The organism is Bacteroides sp. D20 (assembly GCF_003436255.1).
Classification (GTDB): Bacteria; Bacteroidota; Bacteroidia; order Bacteroidales; family Bacteroidaceae; genus Bacteroides; species Bacteroides uniformis.
On the sequence record NZ_QSOO01000015.1, the window covers coordinates 80543 to 103761 of the forward strand.

Consider the following 23219-nt stretch of genomic DNA (forward strand, 5'->3'; position numbering starts at 1 on the left):
TGCCATTTGGCGGCAACCTGCCGCCTTTTTTTTGTCCTATACTTTTCTTAAAAGAGCATATGGCAAAGATACTGGTCGCCCGCGGTCAGGCGACAATCAACATACAAAAGGACGGTTATACGCTTAGCCAGTCACCCGGTGAATACATCTTCCCTGCGGATGCCGACGGGAAGATAGTTTCTGCCGTATCCGTCACCTCCTCTGTCAAGGTCACGCTTGGCGATTCCGGTTTTACCGGATTTTCCATCGGCAACATTACCAGACCGGCAGGATTCTCCTCCATATCCGTCAACAACAGCAACAAGACCATAACTTATACGGTCGCAGCAGGAACGACCACACTGGCCGATCATGGCACTGTGGTTATTCCCGTCATTATATCCGGAATCACCTACACCCTGTCATTTGTCTGGTCAAAGGCCAAGTCAGGGGCACCCGGCAAGGATGGAAACGACACAGCGATGCTTGACTGGGTCAAGGAGTGGAATACCAACAAGACACTTATCGGCAGCAGCACGGTCATCACTCCAAAAATTTTTACAGGGATCAAAAACAGTGACGGCACGATAACCGGTGTGGCAATCGGGCAGTTCCCCCTCTCTGTCAGGACAGCTTCCGGTACCGTTACCTCTGAAACGGTTAACGGCATCTATGGTTTCAAGAACGGTTACAAGACCTTTTTTGTAGATAACGGCGGCAATGTCCAGTTCGGTCATGGCGACCAGGTTGTCAAATACAATGCGGCTACCGGCAAGGTGGAGTTCGGAAATGGTGTCAGCCTGAACTGGATAGGTGCAACCTTTATTGACAAAGACGGTGTCTTTACCGGTAAACTTTCAGCGGGTACGGTAAAGGCGGCGCAGCTTGACGCCTCACAGATAACTTCAGGTACGGTCTCCGCCTCACGTATCGATGTGGCTTCCCTGAAAGCCTCTCTTATTACTGCCGGGAATATCGAAGCGCTGACACTCAATGTCACGAAAGGGAAAATTGGCGGCTGGTCCGTCGACGGTGACAGCATCTGCCGGGGAACGAAGAACAACACTTCCGGGGCGATGACCGCCGCCTCCGGCTCCATGACTTTGGGGTCAAACGGCATCCGCGGTTTTAAATGGCGTCTGGATGCCTCGGGGGCGGGGGCTGTTGCGGGAGGCAATATATCCTGGGATGCCTCGGGCAATGTCACCTTTGCCTCTTCCGTCTCTTTGCAATGGACAAATCCGATCAATACTATCGTTACCGCTTTGGGCGGAAACGGCTCTCCGAAACTGACAAAAATCACTGCGGCCGGTATTTATACCGGCACTGTCACCGCCTCACAGATTACGGCAGGCACTATTTCTGCCGACCGTATTGCCGCCGGAAGTATCACCGCCTCCAAACTGGACATCGCCAATGTGAAGGCTTCTCTCATTACGGCCGGAAATATCGAGTCCCTGACGCTGAATGTCACGAAAGGGAAAATCGGTGGCTGGTCAATCGGCGCAACCGCGTTGAGCGGCAACCACATCCTGCTTGACTGCGGAAACAGGCGTGTGGTGGTTTACGGACTTAATTCCGGCGCGACAACCGGACAACGGGTACAATTGTATTATAACAGCGACAGTGATTTCGGGTTGTATGCCACGAACAGCACAGGCACATGTGTCGCACGTTTTGGGTCCCAGAACAATATTGCCGGCTGGACGGTGGATGCCTCCTCCATCCGTAAGGGAAACATTGTACTGGGGAGTGACGGTTCAATAACCAATGGTACGAAATGGAAATTGAACAATGACGGAAGCGGGCAGATTGCTTCGGGGAACATATCATGGGATACCGCGGGGAAAGTCTCGTTCTCCCCTGCCGTTTCCCTGCTATGGAAAAATGACATAGAGGCCGCAAAAACAACCAATTACGGCTATCCGTATTATTACAGGCTTGTCATCAACGGGGAAGAGAACAAATACTATCCTGTCATCCTCAAGGGCGGTGAACAGAATTTCAAGCGGGACATTCTTGTGCGTCGTGCCTACAGCGAGCAGGCTCCGGCAAGTTGGAACACGTCCACGCATAAGGGTGGCCTGGTACTGCTGCTGAAGGCCAATTTCGGTGGCTGGGGCGGCATCAGCTATTCATGGGACATTTATGAACTCTCCGAATCCTATTGCCGCATGTTCGCAGGTGCGGCCCTATGTGGGAACAACTGTATGTTCGCCGTGTTCTTACGCGGTGGCGGAACGACCGGAGCGGTCTATCATATCTATTCCGACCAGCCGATTGTCAGTAACGCGATGAGTCCGTCCCCCATACCGGCAGCACCGCAGATCGCTTACAACTCGGATTTGATTTTTCAAAGCGGTTCCACCAAGGCGAATGCACCGGCTCCCCGCACGCTGACAGCTTCGGTCGAGGAAGAAATACGCCGTAAACGTTTTATTGCACTGGCACAGGGAAGTGACAGCACTCTTGCCGCACATCCGCTGACCTATATCGGCTCTACAGGCATCTATACCGGTACGTTGACGGCCGCACAGGTCAACGCTGTCGATATCAGTGCATCCAGTATCAAATCCGGGACGCTTTCGGCCGACCGTATAGCGGCAGGCAGTATCAACGCCTCCAAACTGGATGCGGCCAGTATAAAGTCCTCCATCATCAATACCGGTTATATCAACGGCTTGAGCTGTACCTTCACCAAGGGAAAAATCGGTGGGTTTACAATCGGCAGCGACAATATAACAACAGGCAGTATCGGTGCAACCGGTGCAATACCATTACAGGTCCGCTCCGCATCTGCCGGTAGCGGGTATTGGTACACGGGGGCCTACAAACCGTTGGGCATCACGCTGACCTGGCATCAGAACAGCAATGCGGGGCATATTGTCTTCGGCCAGGTGGCTGCAAGTGGAAATTCTGTCAAGACCGGATTTATCGGTATCCAGATGATGTCATGGGACCATCTGGAATATTTCTGTCTTTCGGCCAACTATACAAAAAGCGGTGGAAAGGAGGTTTATAACCGGATTGCCGGCTGGGCGTTCGACCATAACCATATTTGGAAAAACAACATCTCGTTGGGCTCCGACGGTTCGATTACGAACGGCAGCAAATGGAAACTGAACAATGACGGCAGCGGACAAATCGCAGGCGGTAATATTTCATGGAACGCTTCCGGAACCGTCACCTTCGCCTCTTCCGTGTCTGTACAATGGACAACCGGCATCACGACCGCCCAGGAACTTGCCTCTGCCATGGCATTCGGCAAGATGCTCTACAGGGACCCGACCTTCTGGAAGGGGAACAACAGTACCGGTGTCTATAACAATTCCGGCAACGGCATGGTGACAGTCACCCGCCAGCAGGATACGTCGGCGCCCAATGACAGCAAGTATGTCCTGAAGATACAGACTAATGGAACCGCCAGTCCTGGCAACGGAGGATTCTATTTCGGAACGGCCTGCAGTTCGCGCAAGGTGCTGGTCGCCCGTATCATCGCCAAAATTCCCGCCGGACGCAATATCTGTTGGGCCTCCAACAACATTGGTACGGGCGGTTCGAGCCGCTGGCTTACCTCCACGGCAGGAACCGGAGACTGGAAAGAGTATGTATACAAGGTCGTATGCGGCACCTCAAACTTCTCCAGTACCCATTTTTTCTATATTGACGGGGCACAGGGGACATCTGCCGCACCATTGGTCTGGTATGTGGCTTATGCCACGGTTTTTGACCTTACTTCCACAGAAAAGTATACCACGACCATCGACGCCAACGGTGTTTATACCGGTACGGTGAAGGCAAACCAGATTATTGTGGACAGCGCCCTGGTTGTAGGAGGCAGCTCTTATAACGGCAGTATTTCAGTCAAGGATGCGGGCAACGCGGTCAAAGTGACGCTCGACAGGACGGGTATCACTGCCGTAGCCGGCAAGATCGGAGGATGGACGTTGGGCACCAGCTCGCTTGCGGCGTCCGCGCCAAGTTCCGGGCATAGGATTGTAATGGCGGCCTCCGGATATATCTATCATGACAACCCTTCCACAGGAAAAGAGTATTGGGCTTTGAAAACCGACGGTTCCGCTGTTTTCGGATATGGGAAAATTTCGTTTGCGGCGGACGGTTCCGGATATCTTGCGAACCAGAATATCAAATGGGATACCGGCGGCAACGTGACGATGACCGGCACGATCAATGCCAATGCCGGCACGATAGGCGGCTTTTCCATCGGCCAGGGACGCATTGGATCTACGGCCACGGGAAGTGGTTCCGGTGGCGGTCTGGCCATCTACAACGATTTGTTCCGCGTGGGAAACACCACTTCCTACGTTCTGTTTGGGGCCAACACTTTTCCCGCCACCTCGGGTGGGACCTGTGCGGCGGGGCGCATCGTCAACAACAAGGTAAATTCATATATGAACAACTACGGGTTGTATATCGATGTGAAGAACGGTTACCGGAACTATGGGGTGTGGTCCAATGCCTCATTGGTCGCATCGGCCGCCATCGGTATCAAAATGAAGAATATCTATTTTACAGGTTCCGGCTATACCATTGACTTTTCCGCCAGTAATGTCTTTTGTGTCTATGCCAACTCCACCTACAATGTCAATCTTCCGAGCGCGTCGTCGGTTGCAAGCATGTTCGGATATTCGAGCCTTCCCTCCGATTTTGCCTATATGTTTACCCTGTTTTACAGCTACAACTGGGGAGGGCATATCAATATCATGAATGTGCGGAATCAGAATGGGGGCACGTCAAATTACGGTATGGAAAGAGGGGACTCGCTGACGCTCCTTTGTTGCAATTACCCGTCTTTTCATTACCAGGTATTAAATTATAATGGTTAATAACCGGAACAGAAACTTTTACCCTATACTTATTTAAAATTCAAATTATATGAATATCACCAATGTCACTATTACCAGGACAGCAGAAGAGAAGACGGAAAATGCCTTTTATATGCTGGAGTATTCCGTTGTCAATGACGAGCTGAGCCGTCTGCATGTTTCTGTCAATGAAAAAGAAGCCGATGAGGAAGGCAACATAAAGCCTGTTGGAATTATCTATATGGAACAAGGGGTCCTTTCCTGCAACTTTCCGATGGAGAGGGAGCTTGGCCCCATATTCCAGGATTTCGACAGGATGCAACAGGATATTCGCGAAAAATCAATCCTAAATAAAGAATCATAATGGAACTGAGCGTCAAAGACCGCCTTTACCTGCCGACTTTCCTGCCGGCACGCGGCAATTTCAAGGAGTTCAACCTTAAAAAAGAGATTCTGCGCAAAATCGCAATTGGCGACGAGGAACGCAAGGGTATCAATCTCCGCGAAAATGCGGAGGACAAGCGTATCGAATGGGATGTGGAAAAAGAACAGCCGTTGCCGGTGGAGTTTTCCCCTGATGAGATGGCCTACTTGCAGGCCGCGTGTGAGAAAATCTCGGACGAAGAGTTGCCTGACGATATGTGGGGGACTGTGGAAGCGATTTACAATGAAATCTCCAAGGAGGCATAAACCGATTTTTCTATCTGCCGCTACTCTTTATGTAAAGAGTGCCCCGGCCGTACTCTTGGTATGGCCGGGGATTTTTGTATCAGCACATGCCCAGACAAGATATCATAATGGATGCCGAATATGGAGAAGTGGAGACTTCCGGACAGATTGCCGGAAAAACCTTCTACGACTTCCACCTGTTTGACAGTGTGGAGGGTGCCGGCAATGCGGCCTGCCGTTACGGGGAGATAGCCGTACCGGTAGATTTCCTTGCATCATACAGTGATGCAAGGGGTATCCATATCCACATTCCCTATGTAGCAGACATACGCCTGCTGAAAGTGCGTATCGCCATGAAAAGCGGTTCGGGGGGTGTCGAATATGTACGTGGTGCAGTTGACGGCAGGCATTGGTTTCCCGTCATGAGAGAGAACGAAAACGGGACAAGGGAGACGGTCACCCCCGCCTCGCTTTATGCCTTGAACGATGAGGGGATCTATAACCTGCTGCTCGAGGAGGACTGCCTGGTCATTTACAGCGGGGAAGAGACGGATTTTGGTATTGGCGCCTCTAAGGTGCAGAACGAAACTTTCCTTTTGAAAGCCGCCGCCGGAAACTTGTACCAGCATCCGACCACCGGTGTGGGGCTGATTGACTTCCTGCATTCCAATATGGAGAACAACGGGCTCGCCGCCAAACTGCAGGCTGAATTTACTTCCGACAAAATCATCATCAGGAATGCCTATATAGATTCGGTGACAGGAGAACTGTTCCTGGAAACCGAGGAGAAGGAGGACAGCCATGGGTAGTTACCGCGTCGTTGCAGGACAGAACATCTATGATGTAGCCCTGCACCTGTATGGAAGTGTCGAGGGAATCGTGGACCTGCTGGTCAACAATCCTGCCCTCTCGCTGGAAACAGAACTCTGTTCCGGACAGGAACTGGCATATACCGACGGCTTTGTCATCAATGCCGACGTGGTCGCCTATAACGAAATGCACGGCATCGTCCCCTCCAACGGGGAGCGGCACGTCTATCCCAAATATTTCACCGGTCCGTTCACGGCAGCCTTCCTGCTCCCGCCGGCATTGGTCTCCGCAGAGTGCAAGGTGTCAGGAACGGGGACGCTGGAAGTTGACTGGGGGGACGACAGTGCTGTGGAGACCGTCATTCTTGGCCATACGCCATGCACGCTGCGCCATACTTTTGACAGGCGGGTGCGCCGGAGCCGCAAGATCCGCTGGTTTACCGATGCCGAATTCCGGTATATGGATTGGAGCGGACTGCAACCTTCGTCCGTTGTTTTACTCCGTCCGCTGCACGTGGAGGAGCTGATCCTCCGGGACTGCACACCCGCATTGGACAGCTTCGGGATTCTGTCCGGAACTTACCGGATCGATCTCTCGGGGATAATGACGGACAACCTCGTTCCGCTTGCCGGGTGCCATAACCTGATGGAGCTCGACCTGTCCGGAGCGCGGATAAAGCCGGCCGTCATAGACAAATACCTGACAAGCATTGTGGAGCATTACGGAAACAGACGTAATTGCCGCATGACATTGCCGACAGCCCCGACGGGAACCTATAAGGAACCCGGGCGGGATGAAACGACCGGACGTTACCGTATCACATCGGGCATGGAGGCGGTATGGGTCATTCTGCATGAGGAAAGCTGGAACGAAGGTGGAGCGTGGGAATTTATCATCAACAATAAAATCTATACAGTGTAATGAGCCGTACAATAAAGGAAATATACAACGAGGCCGTAGCGGAACGGAACCGGCGGCTGGAACTGACAGAGTTCGCCAGTGATTCCAAGATGTCCGTCATGAACGGAATCCTGTGGGTAGTGGCCGCTGTCATATACAGTTTCGAATCCCTGCTGGATGTCTTTGCCGTGGATATTTCCGAAGCCATTAACGGACGCATCAACGGTACTCCCGCCTATTATGCCAACGCCCTGTTGCAGTATCAGCAGGGAGATGAGCTGACGGTACGGGAAGACGGCCTGGCCTTCGGCTATGCCAATATCGACGAGACCAAACGCATCGTCACGCAAGTTTCCTATATGGAGAGCACAGACGACCAGAACCTGGACAGTAAACTTATCCTGAAAGTGGCCACCGGTGCAAAAGGCAGCCTTTCTGCCATACCCCCGAAAGAACTGGCGCCTATCAACGCCTATATCAACAAATTGAAATTCGCCGGTACACGCGTGGAGGTCATCTCAACCAAGGGCGACGTGCTGATTCCCCACCTTACGGTCTTTCATGACGGGGCCGTACCCGAATCAGAAGTGTACGACTCCATTGAAGAGCAGTTGAATGCCTACATGATGGATATCGATTTCGATGCCGCCGTCTACGTTTCCCGCCTGACGGATGCCATACGGCGGGCAAAGCATGTGACCGATGTCCATATCGACGGGCATGCCGTTCCCGAACAAGGGGTTTTCATCGCCAGCCATGACACCGACGGCCATATACAGCCGCCACAACGCATTGCCCGTATGGCTTATACCGCATCAGGATATCTGAAGGAGTCCTCCGGGAAGGATGAGGAGGACGGGCTGCCAAATTTCCGTGAAGCCATCATTTTAAAAATAGAAAACCATGAGATATAAGCTGTCCATAGACCGTACCGTGAACCGCCTGGTTCCGCATTACCTGTCGGGACGCAGGTTCATCCTGTTCGTGCAGAGCTGCCTTTATCCGTTGCAATGCACCAATGAGCGGTTCCGTGATTTCACGAAAGAGATGCATATCCGGGCACGGATGACTTCCCAGGTAATCTACTTCGAATGGTTTCTGAACTACAAGTTCGGCAAATACATCAGGGACGGCAAGGACCGTATCCTTATCAGGGACAGTGAGAGTGTCGGTGTGGACCTCTACCATGAGGGTGCGGAATACCAGCGTCCCTGTACCATCTGGTACAATGGGGAACAGATCATATCAGATAATGATGCGGAGCGGCCCCGTCCGTTCTACCTGCTGATAGAGGAGAAACTTATCAACAAGGTCAGCTTTGTGGTCTGTGTCCCGCCCGTCACCATATCACCGCACGAGCTGGTCTATATGCTCTCCTATGTGGTGAATACTTACAAGACGGCCGGCAAGACCTATCTGATCAGGATTGACGAAGAAGAATATACACCTAACAAGAATACAGGACAATGAAAGAATATATCGCAGAGACCGGCGGACGGTACACTTATTCCGATGACATCCTGAACCTGCAGGAACTTGCCCTCAGCATGAGCGCCGTTTTTGACAGCTGTTCGGATTTCATCATCTCGGGCTGCGAGCCGGACGGTCCCCGTATCTCACCGGGATATGTGTGGCTCGGCGGTAAGGTCCGCCGTTTTGAGGGAGCCGCTGATGCCGTCTATCCTTATTATATTTACGAGGCCAACAGGCATGAGTCGGTGGTCTATGCCAATGATGTCAACAAACGCGGACGTACTTGCTACCTGTGTGCCGGAGCGAAGGCCATACCTGAAACGACCGATCCTGTTACGGGTAAATTGCCTGTAAGCATTGAAGTTACAGAAAATTATGCCCCCCGTTTTATTGATAAATTCTTCGGGCGTTATGCCGTACTGCTGGACACGCCTTTCACCCGGCAGACCGTCAAGAAGGACCTGGTACTGGCCGGCACCCTTACCGGACAGAAAGAAATCAATTCCAGAACCGCCGTTTCTGTCAGCGGGGAAAACGGCTATATGCTCAAAGGTGTCGTCAAAACTGACGGCGGCATCTCGCTTGGCGCTTATCTGCACGGATTGCCGGTCAGTGAAATTATCATCCGCACAGACGGCGGCTTCAGTTTCATGAAGCAGGGCAAGGAACTGGTACGTATAACGGAAGACGGGATCTCTTACGGTACCTCACTGGGTGATAGCGCCCGTATCGGGGCAATCCGTATCAAAGGTTCCGATATCTATAACACTTCGGATACGACAGATGAGGGCTGTGTCCGTATCAATTATTACGGTGCGCAGGGAGGCGGAACAAGATACCGCAACTTTGCCGTACATGACGGGAAATCCGGAAGCAGCCCGGTCCTGGAAGTAACCGGCCGTACCGCCACCGTACGGGCGGGCGGGCTGTTCGTCGTGCAGAATGCCGGACGTGGGATCGACCTTCAGAATACCGCCTATACGAAAGACAATGCCAGGCTCACCAATCTGGTCACCTGGCGGGACAGTGCCGCCTCCGTACTCGCAATGGCAGGTTTTGATACCACGGACGATTACCGCTTTATCCTGCGGAACACATTGGGGGATATTGTGCTTGCCCCTTCCGGCTCGGTGGATGTGCTCGGCACGCTTAAGATCAACGGGAAATCCGTATCGGACACCTATGTGAGCGTCACGGCCTTTGCCGGGGAGATGTCGAAGAAGGTGGATGCCGTCAAGGGAAAGCAGCTTTCCACCGAGGATTTCACCACCGAATACAAAAAGAAACTTGCGGCCATCACCACCGGGGAGCTTACGGGAGGCGGTGACGGCTATGTTACGGCGGGGGCTGTCCGTGCCGCACTGAAAATGAAGCTTTCAGCCGATGAGAACCTGTCCGATATCATGGACAAATCCGCCGCCCGGAAGAATCTCGACGTCTATTCCAAAACGGAAGCCGGTGAAGTCTTCCTGAAGACCTCCGAAGGGTTGAAAGAACTGGTACGTCTGACCGCTGAAGAGATCAACAGGCTTCCGGCAGAAGAGGCCGCCGCTTTGAAAGCGGAAAAGCAGGCAGCCGTGAGGGACACCCTTGATGCCGAAAGGAAAGGTACCGGAGATTTGAAACTTGCCAAGCTGTCGAATCTTTCAGACCTTTCTGACAAGAACAAGGCCCGGAAAAATCTTGAAGTCTATTCCAAGACAGAGATAGACACGATGATGGCCGGCAAGCTCGGTACGGACTCTGCCTATCAAGGCATTGTCTTCACGGCCGGGCTTCGGGATAAATTACAGGCCATTACCACCGGTTCTTTTGCATATACCGACAGTAACGGCACCTCACACGCACAGGTCGAGGGGTATGTGATGACCTCACAGGTAGTGGGGGAACTCAAAAAGAAGGCTGACCGGCTGTTGGGAGGCTACAGCGCTTCCGAAAAGGAGACCGTCGCCACGAACCTGAACCTCTATACAAAGGCGGGTGCCGACGCCCGTTTCGCCACCCTTGAGAATCTGTTCCAGGATTATATCAATTTTTTAGTCCGGCAGGGAAAGAGCACCTCGGAGGCACAACAGTTCCTGCAGGGCAAGTTGAACGTACTCTCCAAGAATGAGATTGTCAGGGATTACCTGCGCCGGGACAGCAAGCTGTCCGACCTTCTGCTGCCAACGGCGGAGGCCAGACGGCAGGCCTGCCGTGCTCTCGGAGCCGCTTATGCCGAGGAGTATCAGCCGTTGCTTGCGGATACAGGATGGGTACAGATGGAGAACAGCGGATCGGGTACCAACACACAGTCGCTCTTCGTCCGCCAAATCGGGAACATCGTTTCCATACAGGGTGCCGTCAATACGGCCAACAGGGACGGAAACAACTGGGGAGGTATCGTGGCGGTCATCCCCAACAAAATACAACCACCCCGGTACAGTGTGCGCTGCACCGCCACTGACTGGAATGATGACCATAAGTACAACCGTGGGGTATCGTTCACCATTTACGGCGGCTCGCGAAGGATACAGCTTTATGAGCGCGGTATGTACAATGCCAATGTGGAACTCAACTTTACATATTTCGTATAGCCATGAAACAGAAGATTAATGTAAACGGTGACATCGAAAGTCGCCGCAGAATTGCGGAACGCAGGTCCGTTCCCGCCCGAGAGAATATTTCACCCGACAACAGCCAACAGTATCATGAAACAGAAAAGGATCCGGCGGCAGCCGCAGAAGAAACCGTCTTTCCGGGGAACGAATCCCCGAAAGCGAGAAGACGGAAGACCGCAGGGGACGTTTAAACGTTTCCCCTTCGACCAGACCCGGATAGGGTTCATGCTCCGTTATGAGATGCCGGTGGTTTACCATCTGCTCCGCAGGCTGTATGACCGGCAACAGCCTTTCGAACCGGACTGGCATGTCATCGAACTGGTTGCGGAGGCGTCGAAAGACCCTTCGTTCAGAAAGGCGAAATTCAGCCGCTATCTGGATGAATACCGCCGGAACGGGGTTTACTGCCGGCGGGGCAAACGGCTTACGCCCGGACGTAAAACCTATTACGAGGGCATACGCCGTCGCAAGACGGAAGAGTATATCCGTCAAAACCGCAGGAAGCTGCTCTTTGAAAGACGGAATGGGCCGGGCAGTGACAAACTGCCCGGGGAGATTAAAAACATACTTAAAATGAAATGGTAATGCATTGACGGACAATGGCTGGCGCAAACATTCATATGCATGTATGGCTGTTCGGGAGCATTTGTCTAACTTTGTATTCCACAGTCGCTGCAAGACCTTTCCATATTGTAAAATGAGTATCCGGCCAGGATACGGTCGGCGGGATATCCTCTCCCTATATTGTCAAGTGAATACGGACGGTGCAACCGAACCCGTCTGTCCTGTAACCAGTTTCTTTGCGATACGGGCCTGCCGTGTCGCACTCTTCGGGCATTTTTAATCCATAAAACCAAGCGTTTATGCAAGAAGAAGAAAAGAACAACGGCATGGAAGGCATGTCTGTCGAGGAGATGTTCCTCGGTGTCCAGGAATCGTATCAGGAGGCACAGCAGCGTGCCCAGGAAGAGAACAGGGCGTTCGCCCGCACGGAATTCTTCCGCATGGACAAATTCGGGACCTATCGTCTGCGTGTCCTTCCCATCGCCCCCAATCCGGACGGTTCACCGGCCCGGCCCGGTTATGAGTATCCGGTTCACCAGTTGCTGCTGGAACTGGAAAAGCCCACAACCGGAAACAAGCCCCAGAAGATGTATGTCACCGTCACCCGCGCCACCGATGCCGGATACAGTGTCGATCCCATCGAAACTTACCGGCGTCTGGCCGTAGAAGCCGCAAAAGAGGCCGGGGATGAGAAACTGGCAGAAAAAATCGCCGGCGGTTCGTTCGGTGGCGGCTTGAAGTACAACTACGGGCACTGCCTCTATATCTTTGACCTGGGCGAGCGTGCCAAGGGAGTACAGATGATGACCCTCTCGCACGCCCAGTTCAAGGATCTGGACGAGCGGAAGTTCAAACTCTGGAGCAAGAAGCTGGCCAAGAACCCGTCTTATCCGTGTCCGGTTTCATCGGTGTACGACGCCTATCCCGTGGAAATAGAAAAACGGCGTAACGGGGCCAAAACCGAATACCTGTTTTCCATCGACAATGAATCCGACCCTGAACCTCTGACCAGGGAGGAGCTGACCGCCTTGCTGGGAGCGCCCCGTATTCCGGAAATCATTTACCGCTATACCCGTTATCATCTGGGTGCCACCGTTGAATTCCTTAAACAGTGCGACGGCATTTACGGCATGCGGCTTATGGAGACGGACGAGATGAAAGAGGTCATACAACAGTTGTCCGACGAACTGCCGAAAGAAGATACCTCCTCCTTCTCGTTCGACCGCCGTACGAAGGACAACAAGGACAATGTCCAGGACGGGACAGGAATTTCCCTGGACGATCTTCTTGAATATTATGACGAGCTCAGGAGGCAGGACCTCGGTGACAAGACCGAGGAGGGACAGGAGCTGCGTGCAATGATACGCAGCTACATTGAACAGGAAGCGTTGTCCGTCCGTGTCACCCGCTCGACAAGCAATCGGGAACTGCTCGAACTGATTGAGAGTGAGATGGAAGGTCCGAAACCCACAGACACACCGGAGGACGCTCCCGGGGAGGAGGAACACCGGCCTGCGGAAACGGAGGAGCGTGCCGAACGTCCCCGCCGTCGCAGATAACCCCTTTTATAAGTCTTTGAGTTTTAACCCGGCGGGAGGCATCCATGCCTCCCGTCTTAATCACACACATTCATGGAAGAGAGCAAACCTTGCATATTGTTGTTGAATGATATCCATGTCTCAAAAGACAACATCCCTGCATTTCAGGCCAACTGGCAGGAGGCCGTGGAGATCTGCAGGAAATGGGGTATCAGCGAAATCGCCGTCGGAGGCGACCTGTTCTTTTCACGTGCGGCACAGACACTTGACGTGCTGCTGGCAGTACATGACGCCCTGCTGGAAACCTCACGTGCGGGCATCCATGTCACGCTCGCCGAGGGGAATCATGACCTCGTGAACCAGGAAGCCGTCAGAGGTTACTGCCATGTCTTTGACTGCCATCCGGATGTGACGGTAGTGGATGACTTCCTGACCCTGTCGCGTCCCGGCTGGGAGTTCGCGCTTCATCTGATGAGTTATTTTCCGGAGGACGGATCGTTTGTCGAAAGGCTCGGACAGTTGGAAGAGAAAGCGCTTTCAGAGGAAAAGAAACATTTTCTTTATATACACGAAGGTATAAACGGGGCATTGGCGCAACCATCGGAGAAAGAATTGCCCGCCAGGATTTTTCTCCCGTTTGATAAGGTTTTTGTCGGCCATTACCATAACCGGACCGTCATTCCACAAACCCGTATCGAATACATCGGGGCCTCCCGTCAGCACAACTTCGGCGAGGATGAGGAAAAAGGATATACGGTGCTTTATACCGACGGCACACACGAGTTTGTCAAAAACCGGGTGAACATGCGCTACCGTGTGGTGGATGTGCCGGTGGAACGTGCCGGGCTGCACCTTATGGACGAGTTGCGCGAGACGGAGGCTGACGGCCGCTACAAGGTCAAGGTACGTGTCCATGCGCCGGCAGCTGCGATGAAGTCGGTTGACAAGGCCGCGCTGCTGGAAGCCGGGGCGGCGAAGGTGGAACTGATAGCTGATGACGAGGAACTGTTGGAGGCCGCATCCTCTTCGCTCTTTGAAAAGTATGACAGCTGCCGTATCCGGGAAACTTACGAGGATTTCTGCCGGGAAAAACAGATTGAGGATGTCTCAATCGGATTAGAGTATTTATCCAAAATAGATAACAGGACATGTGGAAATTAAAGAAAATAGAAGCTGAGAATCTCTGTGCCTTCCGCTCGCTGTCATACACGTTACGGCAAGGGGTTACGACACTGATATTCGGCGACAACCGGGACAATGAGTCCCAAAGGTCGAACGGTGCGGGCAAATCCGCCCTGCTGGAGTGTATCGCTGTCGGTATCACAGGCAGCCCGCTCCGTAAGATAAGGTCGGAAGAAATTATAAACGATGCGTCCGGGGAGTGCCGTATCGGATTACATTTCAGCAACGGCAACTCAGCGGAGGAACTGGTTGTCAACCGCTGCATTCCACGCAAAGGGGCATCCACGGTCAGTTGCACACTTTTCCGTAACGGTGCGCAGGTGACGACGGACGAGGCTGTCCAGCCTTCGGTCGATGCCTATAACCGCTATATCCTTGAAAAGTTAGGGATCACGCGCGAGGAGCTGCTCAACAACTTCATTCTCTCCAAATACCGGTATGAGGATTTTCTTTCGTCATCGGACAAGGAGAAAAAGGAGATAATCAACCGCTTTTCCAACGGTATCCTGGTGGACGAGGCCATTGCCATACTTGAGGAGGATATCGTGCCGCTCTCAGAAAAGAAGCAACAGGCGGCATTGGAACTTGCGGGACTGGACGGGCGTGTCGAGATGTTACAGGAGCAGATCCGCAAGGAAGAGGAAACCGGAGCGGAACGGGGACGTACCCGTGCGGAGCGCATCGCCTCCCTGGAAGCGGCCATCGCAGCCAAAAGGGAACAGATACGCATCGGACACGAGACGGTGGCCGGATATGAAACACGGCTTGTGGCGGTTCAGCAGGCGGATGAGGCACTGCAGTTGCTGGAATCGGGGGATACGGCACTGGACGAGTGTCTGGAAAAGATACGGGAGATGATGCCCCTCTTCCCCGATGCGAGACAGACGGACTGGAACGGGATTATCACCGGGACAAAAGAGAAGCTGCAGACGGCCGTTTCCGGGCTGTCGGATTGTGACACCTCCTTGAAACAGGCGGAACGGGAACTGGAAGAGGAGACTGAAAACTGGGAACAGTTCAAAAATAAGTATGCCGCCTTCTGTGAGGAATACAACGAGCAGTCCGGTACGGCAGCGGAGAAACTGAGGGAAACAGACATCCGCCTGCGCAATCTTGCAGGATGCATCGAAGAATTGCGTCACAAACGGCGTATTGTCTCGGCCGGTATTGACGAGCTCTCAAACAAGCTGGCCGGTTCCGTCACCTGCCCTGCCTGCGGACATAATTTCCTAATAGCGGAGCCGCAGTTTGACATTGAGGCGGGAATGAGGGAACTGAAACTACGACAGCGGCAACTCACGGAAATTAATGGCCGTATCGAAGACAAACAGGAGGAGACCGGTTCTGTGGAGCTGCAGCAGAGCCGCCTGAACCACGGCCGCCGTACCTTGGAGGCCAGACGTACCGAATGGGAACAGCAGCTGGCCGGATATGAACGTGCCGTCAGGAACGCTACCCGGAACGTGGAAGAGACGGAAAACAAACACCGGCGTATTGCAGCCGGGATTACCGCGCTGCAAAATGAGATTGAGAGCATCCGCCGTAAGGTATTCGATGAAACATTCGGATTTGTAGACGAGCGTAATGCCTCACTGAGCCGCAGCATACGGACGGAAAAGGAGGATATACAGGCGGCAGCCTGTGCCATTGACACTTTGCAAGGCACTATCAGGGAATTGAACGAGGCGGTGCCGTCCGATCTGATATCCACGCTCCGGAGCACGCTCCGGGAGGTGAGGGAAAAATCCCGCGAAGCGGCGGGACGGAAGACCGCCGTAGATGCGGAACTCCGAACATTGGAGATGCAAAGAGAACGGTTCATACAGTTCAAGACCTATCTGGCCAATACAAAAATCGAGGCACTCAGCCGTATAACAAACGAGTTCCTGCAGAATATCGGCAGTGACATACGCATCCGTTTTGACGGTTATACCGTCCTCAAAAGCGGTAAGGTCCGGGAGAAGATTTCCATTTCGCTGTTGCGTGACGGCATTGACTGCGGATCGTTCGGCAAGTTCTCGGCAGGCGAAGCGGCACGGGTGAACCTCGCAACCATCCTTGCCATGCAAAAACTCGTGAACAGTAACTGTGATGATGGCAAGGGACTGGACCTTCTGGTTCTGGATGAGATACTCGAGGCGGTTGACGAGGCGGGACTGGCTTCCATGTTCGAGGCATTGAACTCGCTCGGAGGTACCGTACTGGTTGTCTCCCACGGTAATGTTGCGGAAGGTTATCCCCATAAACTGGTAATTATGAAAGAGAATGGCGAATCAAGGATTGGAGAATAGTACCCCGGACAGGAAAGAGGTGCTTGCATTGGATATAGCTACGCATACCGGGTATTTTTCCGTGCATGAGGCCGGAACATGGAACTTTACCGAAAGCAGACGGCGCAACGGCAACAAGATGCACGGCGCATTCCGTACCGTCCTTGTCTCGTTTATCCGCGCGTATGGTATCCGGCGGGTCGTAGCGGAGGATGTGAGTGTGAACCGTTATTTCTATGACATGCGCCGGCTCTCGGAACTTCGGGGGATCCTGCTCGAAGTATGTGACAGCCTGGGACTTCCCGAACCGGAGTTTGTGAATCCGGCGGTGCTCAAGAAATGGGCGACGGGGGACGGGCACGCCACCAAGGCACAGATGGTGGTGGCATGCAAGGAAAGATACGGCATCATTCCGGTGGATGACAATGCGGCGGACGCCTGCCATCTCTTCCATTATTACATCCGCAGGCACAGGTTGTAGAACGGCACTTGCCAAGATTCGGGCGGCCTTCTCTCCGCCCGCTTTTTTTAATTGATGCTCAATGGCAGCTGACAGATTAGGACATGAGATTCATTATCAACCTTTTTTCGGTCAGTGAAAACGTGGAAAAGAAAGATGTGTTTATTGCGGTTGTACCCTCTGACGATGAATCCGCAAGACGGAGGGCGGAACTTCTCAGAAAGTATGTGATGCCGCACAAGAATCTGATATACAGCATTTGTATCAAATATACCTATAACCAGGAGGACATAGAGGATAACTATCTTGAAGCGCTGGTTAATTTCTTCAAGTACATGGACAGTTATGATCCGGCGCGTCCGGTGAAAACATGGATCTATGCCGTGACCAAGCGGCTTGTGGCGGACCTCAACAACCGCAATAAAAGCCGCATGCCCCCGGATGACAATATCGACATCTCGGAAATATCCTCCTCCCTGCCGGGCGAGGAGGAACCGTCGGAGAACTGCATGGGAATGGATAATTATCACAAGTATTACAATGATGATATCCTTTGGGCATTGGACAGGCTCAAGCCGATTTACAAAGAGGCCCTGCTTTTACAGCAGGCCGGCTATAAGATCGGAGAAATCATGGAGATAACTTACCGCAACGGAACATTGCAGACCAGAAATGTGGAGACGGTCAAGAGCCGTCTCTTTCTGGCCAAGACACAACTGCGCAAACTTTTGACACGTGATGGAGAAAAAAGAGTGGATTGACGGATGCCGGAGGCTTTTTACACGCTTGCTCCGTGCGGCAGTGTGGCCGGATTTCCAGTTCCCGTCCGGAGGAAAGGCGGACAGACAGCTTTCGGCATGTTTCGACCTGTTGTGCCGGGAAGCCGGATCTGTCAGTCCGGAACGCCTGTCCGATTTCTGCATATGCCAGGTGTATGCCCTTTCCGGATATGCCCCCTCTTATCGTGGAAAGTGGAACATTTCCCATTCGTTTGGCCGGAAGGCAGCTGACCGGTATCTTCATTCCGGAAAGGAACGCCGTTATTGGGAAGACCGGTGGCTGAAAGGTTTCGGACTGTCACGTGACAGTCTGACACAGGCAATGGAGAACCGCCGCGGGCATCCTTTCGGACGTTTCATTTACCCGGAATATGAGGAGATTACCAAACGGCGTCTGCTCTCCAGCGAGGCCGGCTATCTCGTCTGTGCGCTCTCCACATTGATGTGGACACCCTTCTCGCCGTCATGTTCCAAATGTACGAAAGCGAATCCGTGCCGCCGTAGAACAGAGGCGCGTTATCCGGAACTTTACCGGATTCGTTGTGAGGCATGGTGGAAAGAGGAGGTGAAGCCATGAGTTCCGTCAATCCGCTCAGCGCCGAGTTCCTGTATGAGCTCTATGCCACGGCGCTGTGCCAGGAGCAGCTGTGCGCTGTCCTTTCCCGCCACATGCGCAAGGAATACCTTCCGGACCGCTCATTCCAACGGGTGCAGGAGGCTATTGCCGCACATTTCAGAACCTACAAGACACCGCCGTCATATGCCGTACTGGCACAGACTTTCCATGAGGATTACGATGCCATTGAGTTGATAGATACCTTCCGGGAGTATGACGAGGGCCAGAGTCCCGAAGTGATGATCGACATGCTGGAGTCCTACATCAAGGGGGTCCGGTTACAGTCGGTCTATGCGGAAGTGGGAAAACTGTATAACGAGAACAAGCAGGACAAGGCGGAAAAGGCATTGCGCGGGTATGCCGAATGGCTGGCGGGCTTTACACTGAAGAGTACCTCGTTCATTGATGTGGCGGAGACCTTTACGGAGCGCTTCCAGCGGAACCGCCGCCGTGAGGAGGAAGAGGAACGCTCGGCATCACCACGTGTGTCCCGGTTCTATATCCCGTTTCTGGACGCGCTCAATGCCGGACGCAACCTGCGGGGGCAGCTGACCTGCTTTCTTGCCAGTACCGGTGTGGGGAAATCCCATATCGCCAAATGGATAGGTGTCAGGGCGGATATCGACGACGGGCTGCATGTGCTGCACTTCCAGCTGGAGGGGTCCGAGGAGGAAGCATTGAACGCCTATTCGGGAGGGCTGGTTTCCAAGAACGCCTATTATTACGAACGGGGAAAGATCTCGGATACGGAGATGCGCCATCTGGAAAAGCTGGTGGCATCGTATGCCGGCAGCATCACGGTACGCAGTTATCCGCGTTTCAACGCCCAGGTATCGACGCTTGACATCAAGAACGGAATCTCGGAATACCGCAAACTCAAAGGTCACAATCCGGACATCGTCATCGTCGATTCGATGGATCTGCTGACAGACGCCAACCGCCGTTCATGGGGTGCCGACCATGAACGCGCAAAGCGTATCGCCGTGGCCAATGACCTCAAGGACCTGGCGGCGGACGAAAAGGTATGGATGGTCGTGACATATCAATCGACCATTGAAGACCGCGAGTGGCTGAATGACGAAAGGAATGTACTGACAGAGTACAACTGTTCGGAGGCCAAGGGGCTGGCACGCCCATGCACGCACCTTATTTCACTCAACCAGTCATCGGCCGAACGCAAGGAGAACGTGATGCGCCTGCATGTGGCCAAGAGCCGCTTTTTCAAAAAGGGCGATACCATCAAAATAGCGACGGACTATGACAACGAGGTGTTCTATGACGGGCAGAGGACACTTTCATTACTACGGTAAAGAATCCACTATTCCTTTTTTGGAAGAAAGAGTGGTGTCTGAAGAGGCATTGGTAGACTTCTTGTCGATTTGTTTTTGTATATGGTACACATGTTGAGAAGACGAATCTTCGTAAACTTCAATGTCTGTTTTTCTTGCTTTTTGAATTGTCTCGAGTGGTATATGGTTTGTATTTGCCTTTGATGGTCGAATACAAACCAATATTGCCATTGCCAAGATTAATAAAAGTAATGTTATAAAGTAAGGATTTTTAAAGTTTTGCAATTTCCACACACTTTCTTTATCTGGATTTGCAATATTATATACGCAAAACACAAACACCAATATCCCGGTCATAAATGTTATAGAAAATAACATAAAATCAAAAATATCTATTGCAACTTTCTGCGTACCAACCAAAGAAGATACAAAAGCGATGAACGTTCCTAATAATCCGACTAATTGTAGCGTCCGCCCCCGTTCTTCTTTTATTGTTGCTATAGCACCTGTAATCTTTCCGGATAATTCTTCAGATTTTTTTATAGAATCCTCTATCGCGTCTCCTTCAAATGTCCTAAATTCCCTATTATATTTTAAGAAAAAGTTTTCCAGAAATTGCATATTTACAGGAGAATACCCTTGTGATGCAAAGAATATATATTGCTTGGTTTGTTCTCTGTCATAATTCTGCAATTCTGCCGGAGAAAGATACACTTTAATCACTTTCTTGTCTTCTACCGAGCAATATGAATACTCAAAATATGAACGAAATCTTCTCGGGGCATCTTTTTCATTTTTATATGCTATGATGAAAAGCCTTAAGCAGTTAAGTAATTTTCCATAAGTATATATTACTCTATGTTCCCTATTTACACTGTTCTTGAGATAGTTATATAACCATAATATCGATTTTACCAATGTAGAAGGTGATACACACTTAAATGCCGTAATATCTGAATGTTCTTGAACAAAACTTTCAATTCCTTGGATTATACTTTGGGGATCAGCATTGTTCTTTATAAGGTAATAAAGCCTATTATTTGTAATATAAGCCGAAACCCCTTCATCTATATTTTCGTTATACTTTTTAATAAGACTACACTCAGGATAGCGGCTATTATCTTTACGGCAATTTTTTAAATCATCTTGGAATTTATCCTGTGTTGAAATATCATTTTTAGAATCATGTTTATATAATACATAGAATATATCTTTAGTATAGTCTTTTGCATATTGGGAATATTGCTCAATAATTGAATTAATTTCAGGATTGGTAAGAGGGCTATAGCCAAAACATATTTTAGGACCTGCCGGCGCTTGCTGTTCCATCATTTGTTTTGACAATACACAGGCCTTGAAAATTAATGCCTCTATTACATTGTTTAATATTTCCAAGGCATTAACATCAAATGCTTGTTCAAGAAATATGGATGTTCTGCGAGCTAAAGTTGCTTTTGTTGGCGATAAACTTTTTTTAGTTTGTCAAATGCATAAATAAAATTTATCAACTTAGACAGGTTACTTTCTGATGCGATGTATCGAATATCTATAACGGTGATATCAAAAAGCAATTGTGTCAATTTTATCAATGGTTGTAAATGTTCTGTTTTGACATATTTACCAGGAATTGAATCTATGATCAGATCTTGGTCCAGTTCAAAATGGACTTCGTAAAGCCCACCGTTGTTCTTTGGATTTATTCTATTTACAAATGTTGCTATTGCCGAAGAAATATCAGAATAGCAATTAATAAAGGCTGGTAGTATTCTTTCATCAAGATCATCTTTTTTGTCTTCCCATGCCCTAATTATATCCTTATAACCGGAAACAATATAAAATTCTCCAACCGCAACGGATTTCCATAAATAAGTAAAAAACAAAAAAGTTATAGCGTCACAATAGCTGTAAAAATCAGTTTTATTATGCATATATGTGTAAGCAACACAAAATTCTCCAAATGAACGTTTAAGCAGTGCTGCCAAATCTTCATCGGAGAAGGTATCTTTTTGGAGCTCTTGCCCTTCAACTTTATTTTGTTTCTTTTTTTCTTCCCAAATCCTTAATGCTGCAATTATACTATACTGCCCAGGGATATTGGTCATTTCTTGCTCAAATCTTTGATCCTGAGATAAATCTACAAAAAAACTTTTTTTCTCCTTGTCGTATTTCTTGGATTTGCCATCGTCCTTAAAGGAAAAGTCAAAGTCTTTATTCTCAGGAAAACTAAATTGTAATATTGAAGATTCATTTACGCTTAAAACCCTTTTCAGTATACTTAATTGTTCTATGTTTTTGATACCATAACCATTCAATGTTTGCAATACAAAAAATTTGTATGATTCTATCTTGCAACCAACAATATTATTATATACTTCCTGAGCTTCTTCTATGTAAGTCTTTTTCATATAATATTTGTGTTTTATAAAAAAAGGTGTCATAAGACACCTATTATTAACCTATATTGGGCATAGTATGATTTTACATTGCTGATCTTAATAAAACATATTGTTCATATTCCCGTTGAAGATCTTGCAGCGTAGTACTCATTTCCTTATTAGCCTCATACATGAATGTTTCTTTCCACAATGGGAGATTGTGGGTTAAATCCACAAGCTTATCCCTATCCATGAAAAGTTCTTTTTTCATATTTTGTTGTAATCCCAAAACAGCATTGTCAATCAAATGAATAATCTTTTCATATCTATCTCTGTATTTGGGCGGAATCAAGCATTGGGTCTCTGACATTTGTTCTTGAAAATGCCCTTCTTCATATCTAAATCCGGGAATAATGTCTAATGCATTATAAATATGAAGGAGTACAGGTCCGTTGGGCAATGCACTGAAAGCGCCAAAAAACTCAAATAGATTATTCTGATTTATGCGTATATTTTCTCCTTGCGGTTCTTCTAAATTAGTCAAACTCTCTAAGCATAAACAATAGAGCAATTTCATAATTCTTGTATTAGAGAATGATTGTAATATTTCTTTTGAAGGCATCGCATTGCCATTGGAAACAGTCATCTCTCGATGAATTTCTACAAACCTCCCTAAAATATAGCTAAACAGAAATAGCTTATCATTTGCTTTACACATAGTTTTAAACTACCAACAAAGCAGGCACATACTTTATTGGTTTTTAAGTCGTTACACAATAATCCAATGTGCCAATGGACAAAACAGTTCGCAAAGATAGGAATTTTCTTTGAAATTCCAAAACTTTATAAAGATTATTTGTTTGATTATCATAATTTTAGCATCACTAAT

General features: G+C 50.2%; 19 protein-coding genes. 16 read left to right on the forward strand and 3 right to left on the reverse strand.

Going from position 1 to position 23219, the window contains the following annotated elements; all coding sequences use genetic code 11:
• Positions 1–59: 59 nt before the first annotated feature.
• The 16 genes from DXD78_RS15385 (at position 60) to DXD78_RS15460 (ending at position 19976) form a co-directional block, all read left to right on the forward strand.
• Complete coding sequence (locus DXD78_RS15385; RefSeq protein WP_117652810.1) at positions 60–4826, forward strand: hypothetical protein; 4767 nt, start codon at positions 60–62, stop codon at positions 4824–4826.
• 49 nt (positions 4827–4875) lie between these two features.
• Positions 4876–5169: a hypothetical protein gene (locus DXD78_RS15390; RefSeq protein ID WP_101602755.1), complete on the forward strand. Its 294-nt coding sequence runs from the start codon at positions 4876–4878 to the stop codon at positions 5167–5169.
• Positions 5169–5495: an RNA-binding protein gene (locus tag DXD78_RS15395; protein WP_101602754.1), complete on the forward strand. Its 327-nt coding sequence runs from the start codon at positions 5169–5171 to the stop codon at positions 5493–5495. The genes DXD78_RS15390 and DXD78_RS15395 overlap by 1 nt, the downstream gene beginning before the upstream one ends.
• An 86-nt stretch (positions 5496–5581) precedes the next feature.
• The gene (locus DXD78_RS15400; protein ID WP_229093123.1) at positions 5582–6283 is read left to right on the forward strand and encodes a hypothetical protein; all 702 of its coding nucleotides are present in this window, start codon (positions 5582–5584) and stop codon (positions 6281–6283) included.
• The gene (locus DXD78_RS15405; RefSeq protein ID WP_101602753.1) at positions 6276–7205 is read left to right on the forward strand and encodes a hypothetical protein; all 930 of its coding nucleotides are present in this window, start codon (positions 6276–6278) and stop codon (positions 7203–7205) included. Before DXD78_RS15400 ends, DXD78_RS15405 begins: the two co-directional genes overlap by 8 nt.
• Positions 7205–8098, forward strand: a complete 894-nt coding sequence (locus tag DXD78_RS15410) for a hypothetical protein (protein WP_117652811.1) — start codon at positions 7205–7207, stop codon at positions 8096–8098. Before DXD78_RS15405 ends, DXD78_RS15410 begins: the two co-directional genes overlap by 1 nt.
• Positions 8088–8654 carry a hypothetical protein gene (locus DXD78_RS15415; RefSeq protein ID WP_101602752.1) on the forward strand — a complete coding sequence of 189 codons (567 nt, stop codon included), beginning with the start codon at positions 8088–8090 and terminating at the stop codon, positions 8652–8654. Before DXD78_RS15410 ends, DXD78_RS15415 begins: the two co-directional genes overlap by 11 nt.
• Positions 8651–11233 (forward strand): hypothetical protein, encoded by a 2583-nt coding sequence (locus DXD78_RS15420; RefSeq protein WP_101602751.1) that lies wholly within the window; start codon positions 8651–8653, stop codon positions 11231–11233. The genes DXD78_RS15415 and DXD78_RS15420 overlap by 4 nt, the downstream gene beginning before the upstream one ends.
• A 114-nt stretch (positions 11234–11347) precedes the next feature.
• Positions 11348–11842: a hypothetical protein gene (locus tag DXD78_RS15425; protein WP_101602750.1), complete on the forward strand. Its 495-nt coding sequence runs from the start codon at positions 11348–11350 to the stop codon at positions 11840–11842.
• 278 nt (positions 11843–12120) lie between these two features.
• Entirely contained in the window at positions 12121–13380 is a 1260-nt protein-coding gene (locus DXD78_RS15430; protein ID WP_101602749.1) for a hypothetical protein, read from the forward strand.
• A 72-nt stretch (positions 13381–13452) separates the two neighbouring features.
• Complete coding sequence (locus DXD78_RS15435) at positions 13453–14520, forward strand: metallophosphoesterase (protein WP_032577333.1); 1068 nt, start codon at positions 13453–13455, stop codon at positions 14518–14520.
• Complete coding sequence (locus DXD78_RS15440; RefSeq protein WP_101602748.1) at positions 14508–16832, forward strand: AAA family ATPase; 2325 nt, start codon at positions 14508–14510, stop codon at positions 16830–16832. Before DXD78_RS15435 ends, DXD78_RS15440 begins: the two co-directional genes overlap by 13 nt.
• The gene (locus tag DXD78_RS15445; protein ID WP_101602747.1) at positions 16807–17292 is read left to right on the forward strand and encodes a crossover junction endodeoxyribonuclease RuvC; all 486 of its coding nucleotides are present in this window, start codon (positions 16807–16809) and stop codon (positions 17290–17292) included. Before DXD78_RS15440 ends, DXD78_RS15445 begins: the two co-directional genes overlap by 26 nt.
• 83 nt (positions 17293–17375) lie before the next feature.
• Positions 17376–18032 (forward strand): RNA polymerase sigma factor, encoded by a 657-nt coding sequence (locus DXD78_RS15450; protein WP_229093126.1) that lies wholly within the window; start codon positions 17376–17378, stop codon positions 18030–18032.
• Positions 18010–18627: a hypothetical protein gene (locus DXD78_RS15455; RefSeq protein WP_101602746.1), complete on the forward strand. Its 618-nt coding sequence runs from the start codon at positions 18010–18012 to the stop codon at positions 18625–18627. Before DXD78_RS15450 ends, DXD78_RS15455 begins: the two co-directional genes overlap by 23 nt.
• The gene (locus DXD78_RS15460; RefSeq protein ID WP_101602745.1) at positions 18624–19976 is read left to right on the forward strand and encodes a DnaB-like helicase C-terminal domain-containing protein; all 1353 of its coding nucleotides are present in this window, start codon (positions 18624–18626) and stop codon (positions 19974–19976) included. Before DXD78_RS15455 ends, DXD78_RS15460 begins: the two co-directional genes overlap by 4 nt.
• On the opposite strand, the gene DXD78_RS15465 is transcribed toward DXD78_RS15460, so the two are convergent.
• From DXD78_RS15465 to DXD78_RS15475, 3 genes are all read right to left on the reverse strand, one after another.
• Positions 19968–21287, reverse strand: a complete 1320-nt coding sequence (locus DXD78_RS15465; RefSeq protein WP_147328005.1) for a hypothetical protein — start codon at positions 21285–21287, stop codon at positions 19968–19970. The genes DXD78_RS15460 and DXD78_RS15465 overlap by 9 nt on opposite strands.
• A 110-nt stretch (positions 21288–21397) precedes the next feature.
• Positions 21398–22360 (reverse strand): hypothetical protein, encoded by a 963-nt coding sequence (locus DXD78_RS15470; RefSeq protein ID WP_147328006.1) that lies wholly within the window; start codon positions 22358–22360, stop codon positions 21398–21400.
• A gap of 73 nt (positions 22361–22433) precedes the next feature.
• Positions 22434–23048, reverse strand: coding sequence for a hypothetical protein (locus DXD78_RS15475; RefSeq protein ID WP_101602743.1), 615 nt, complete (start codon positions 23046–23048; stop codon positions 22434–22436).
• Positions 23049–23219: the final 171 nt, after the last annotated feature.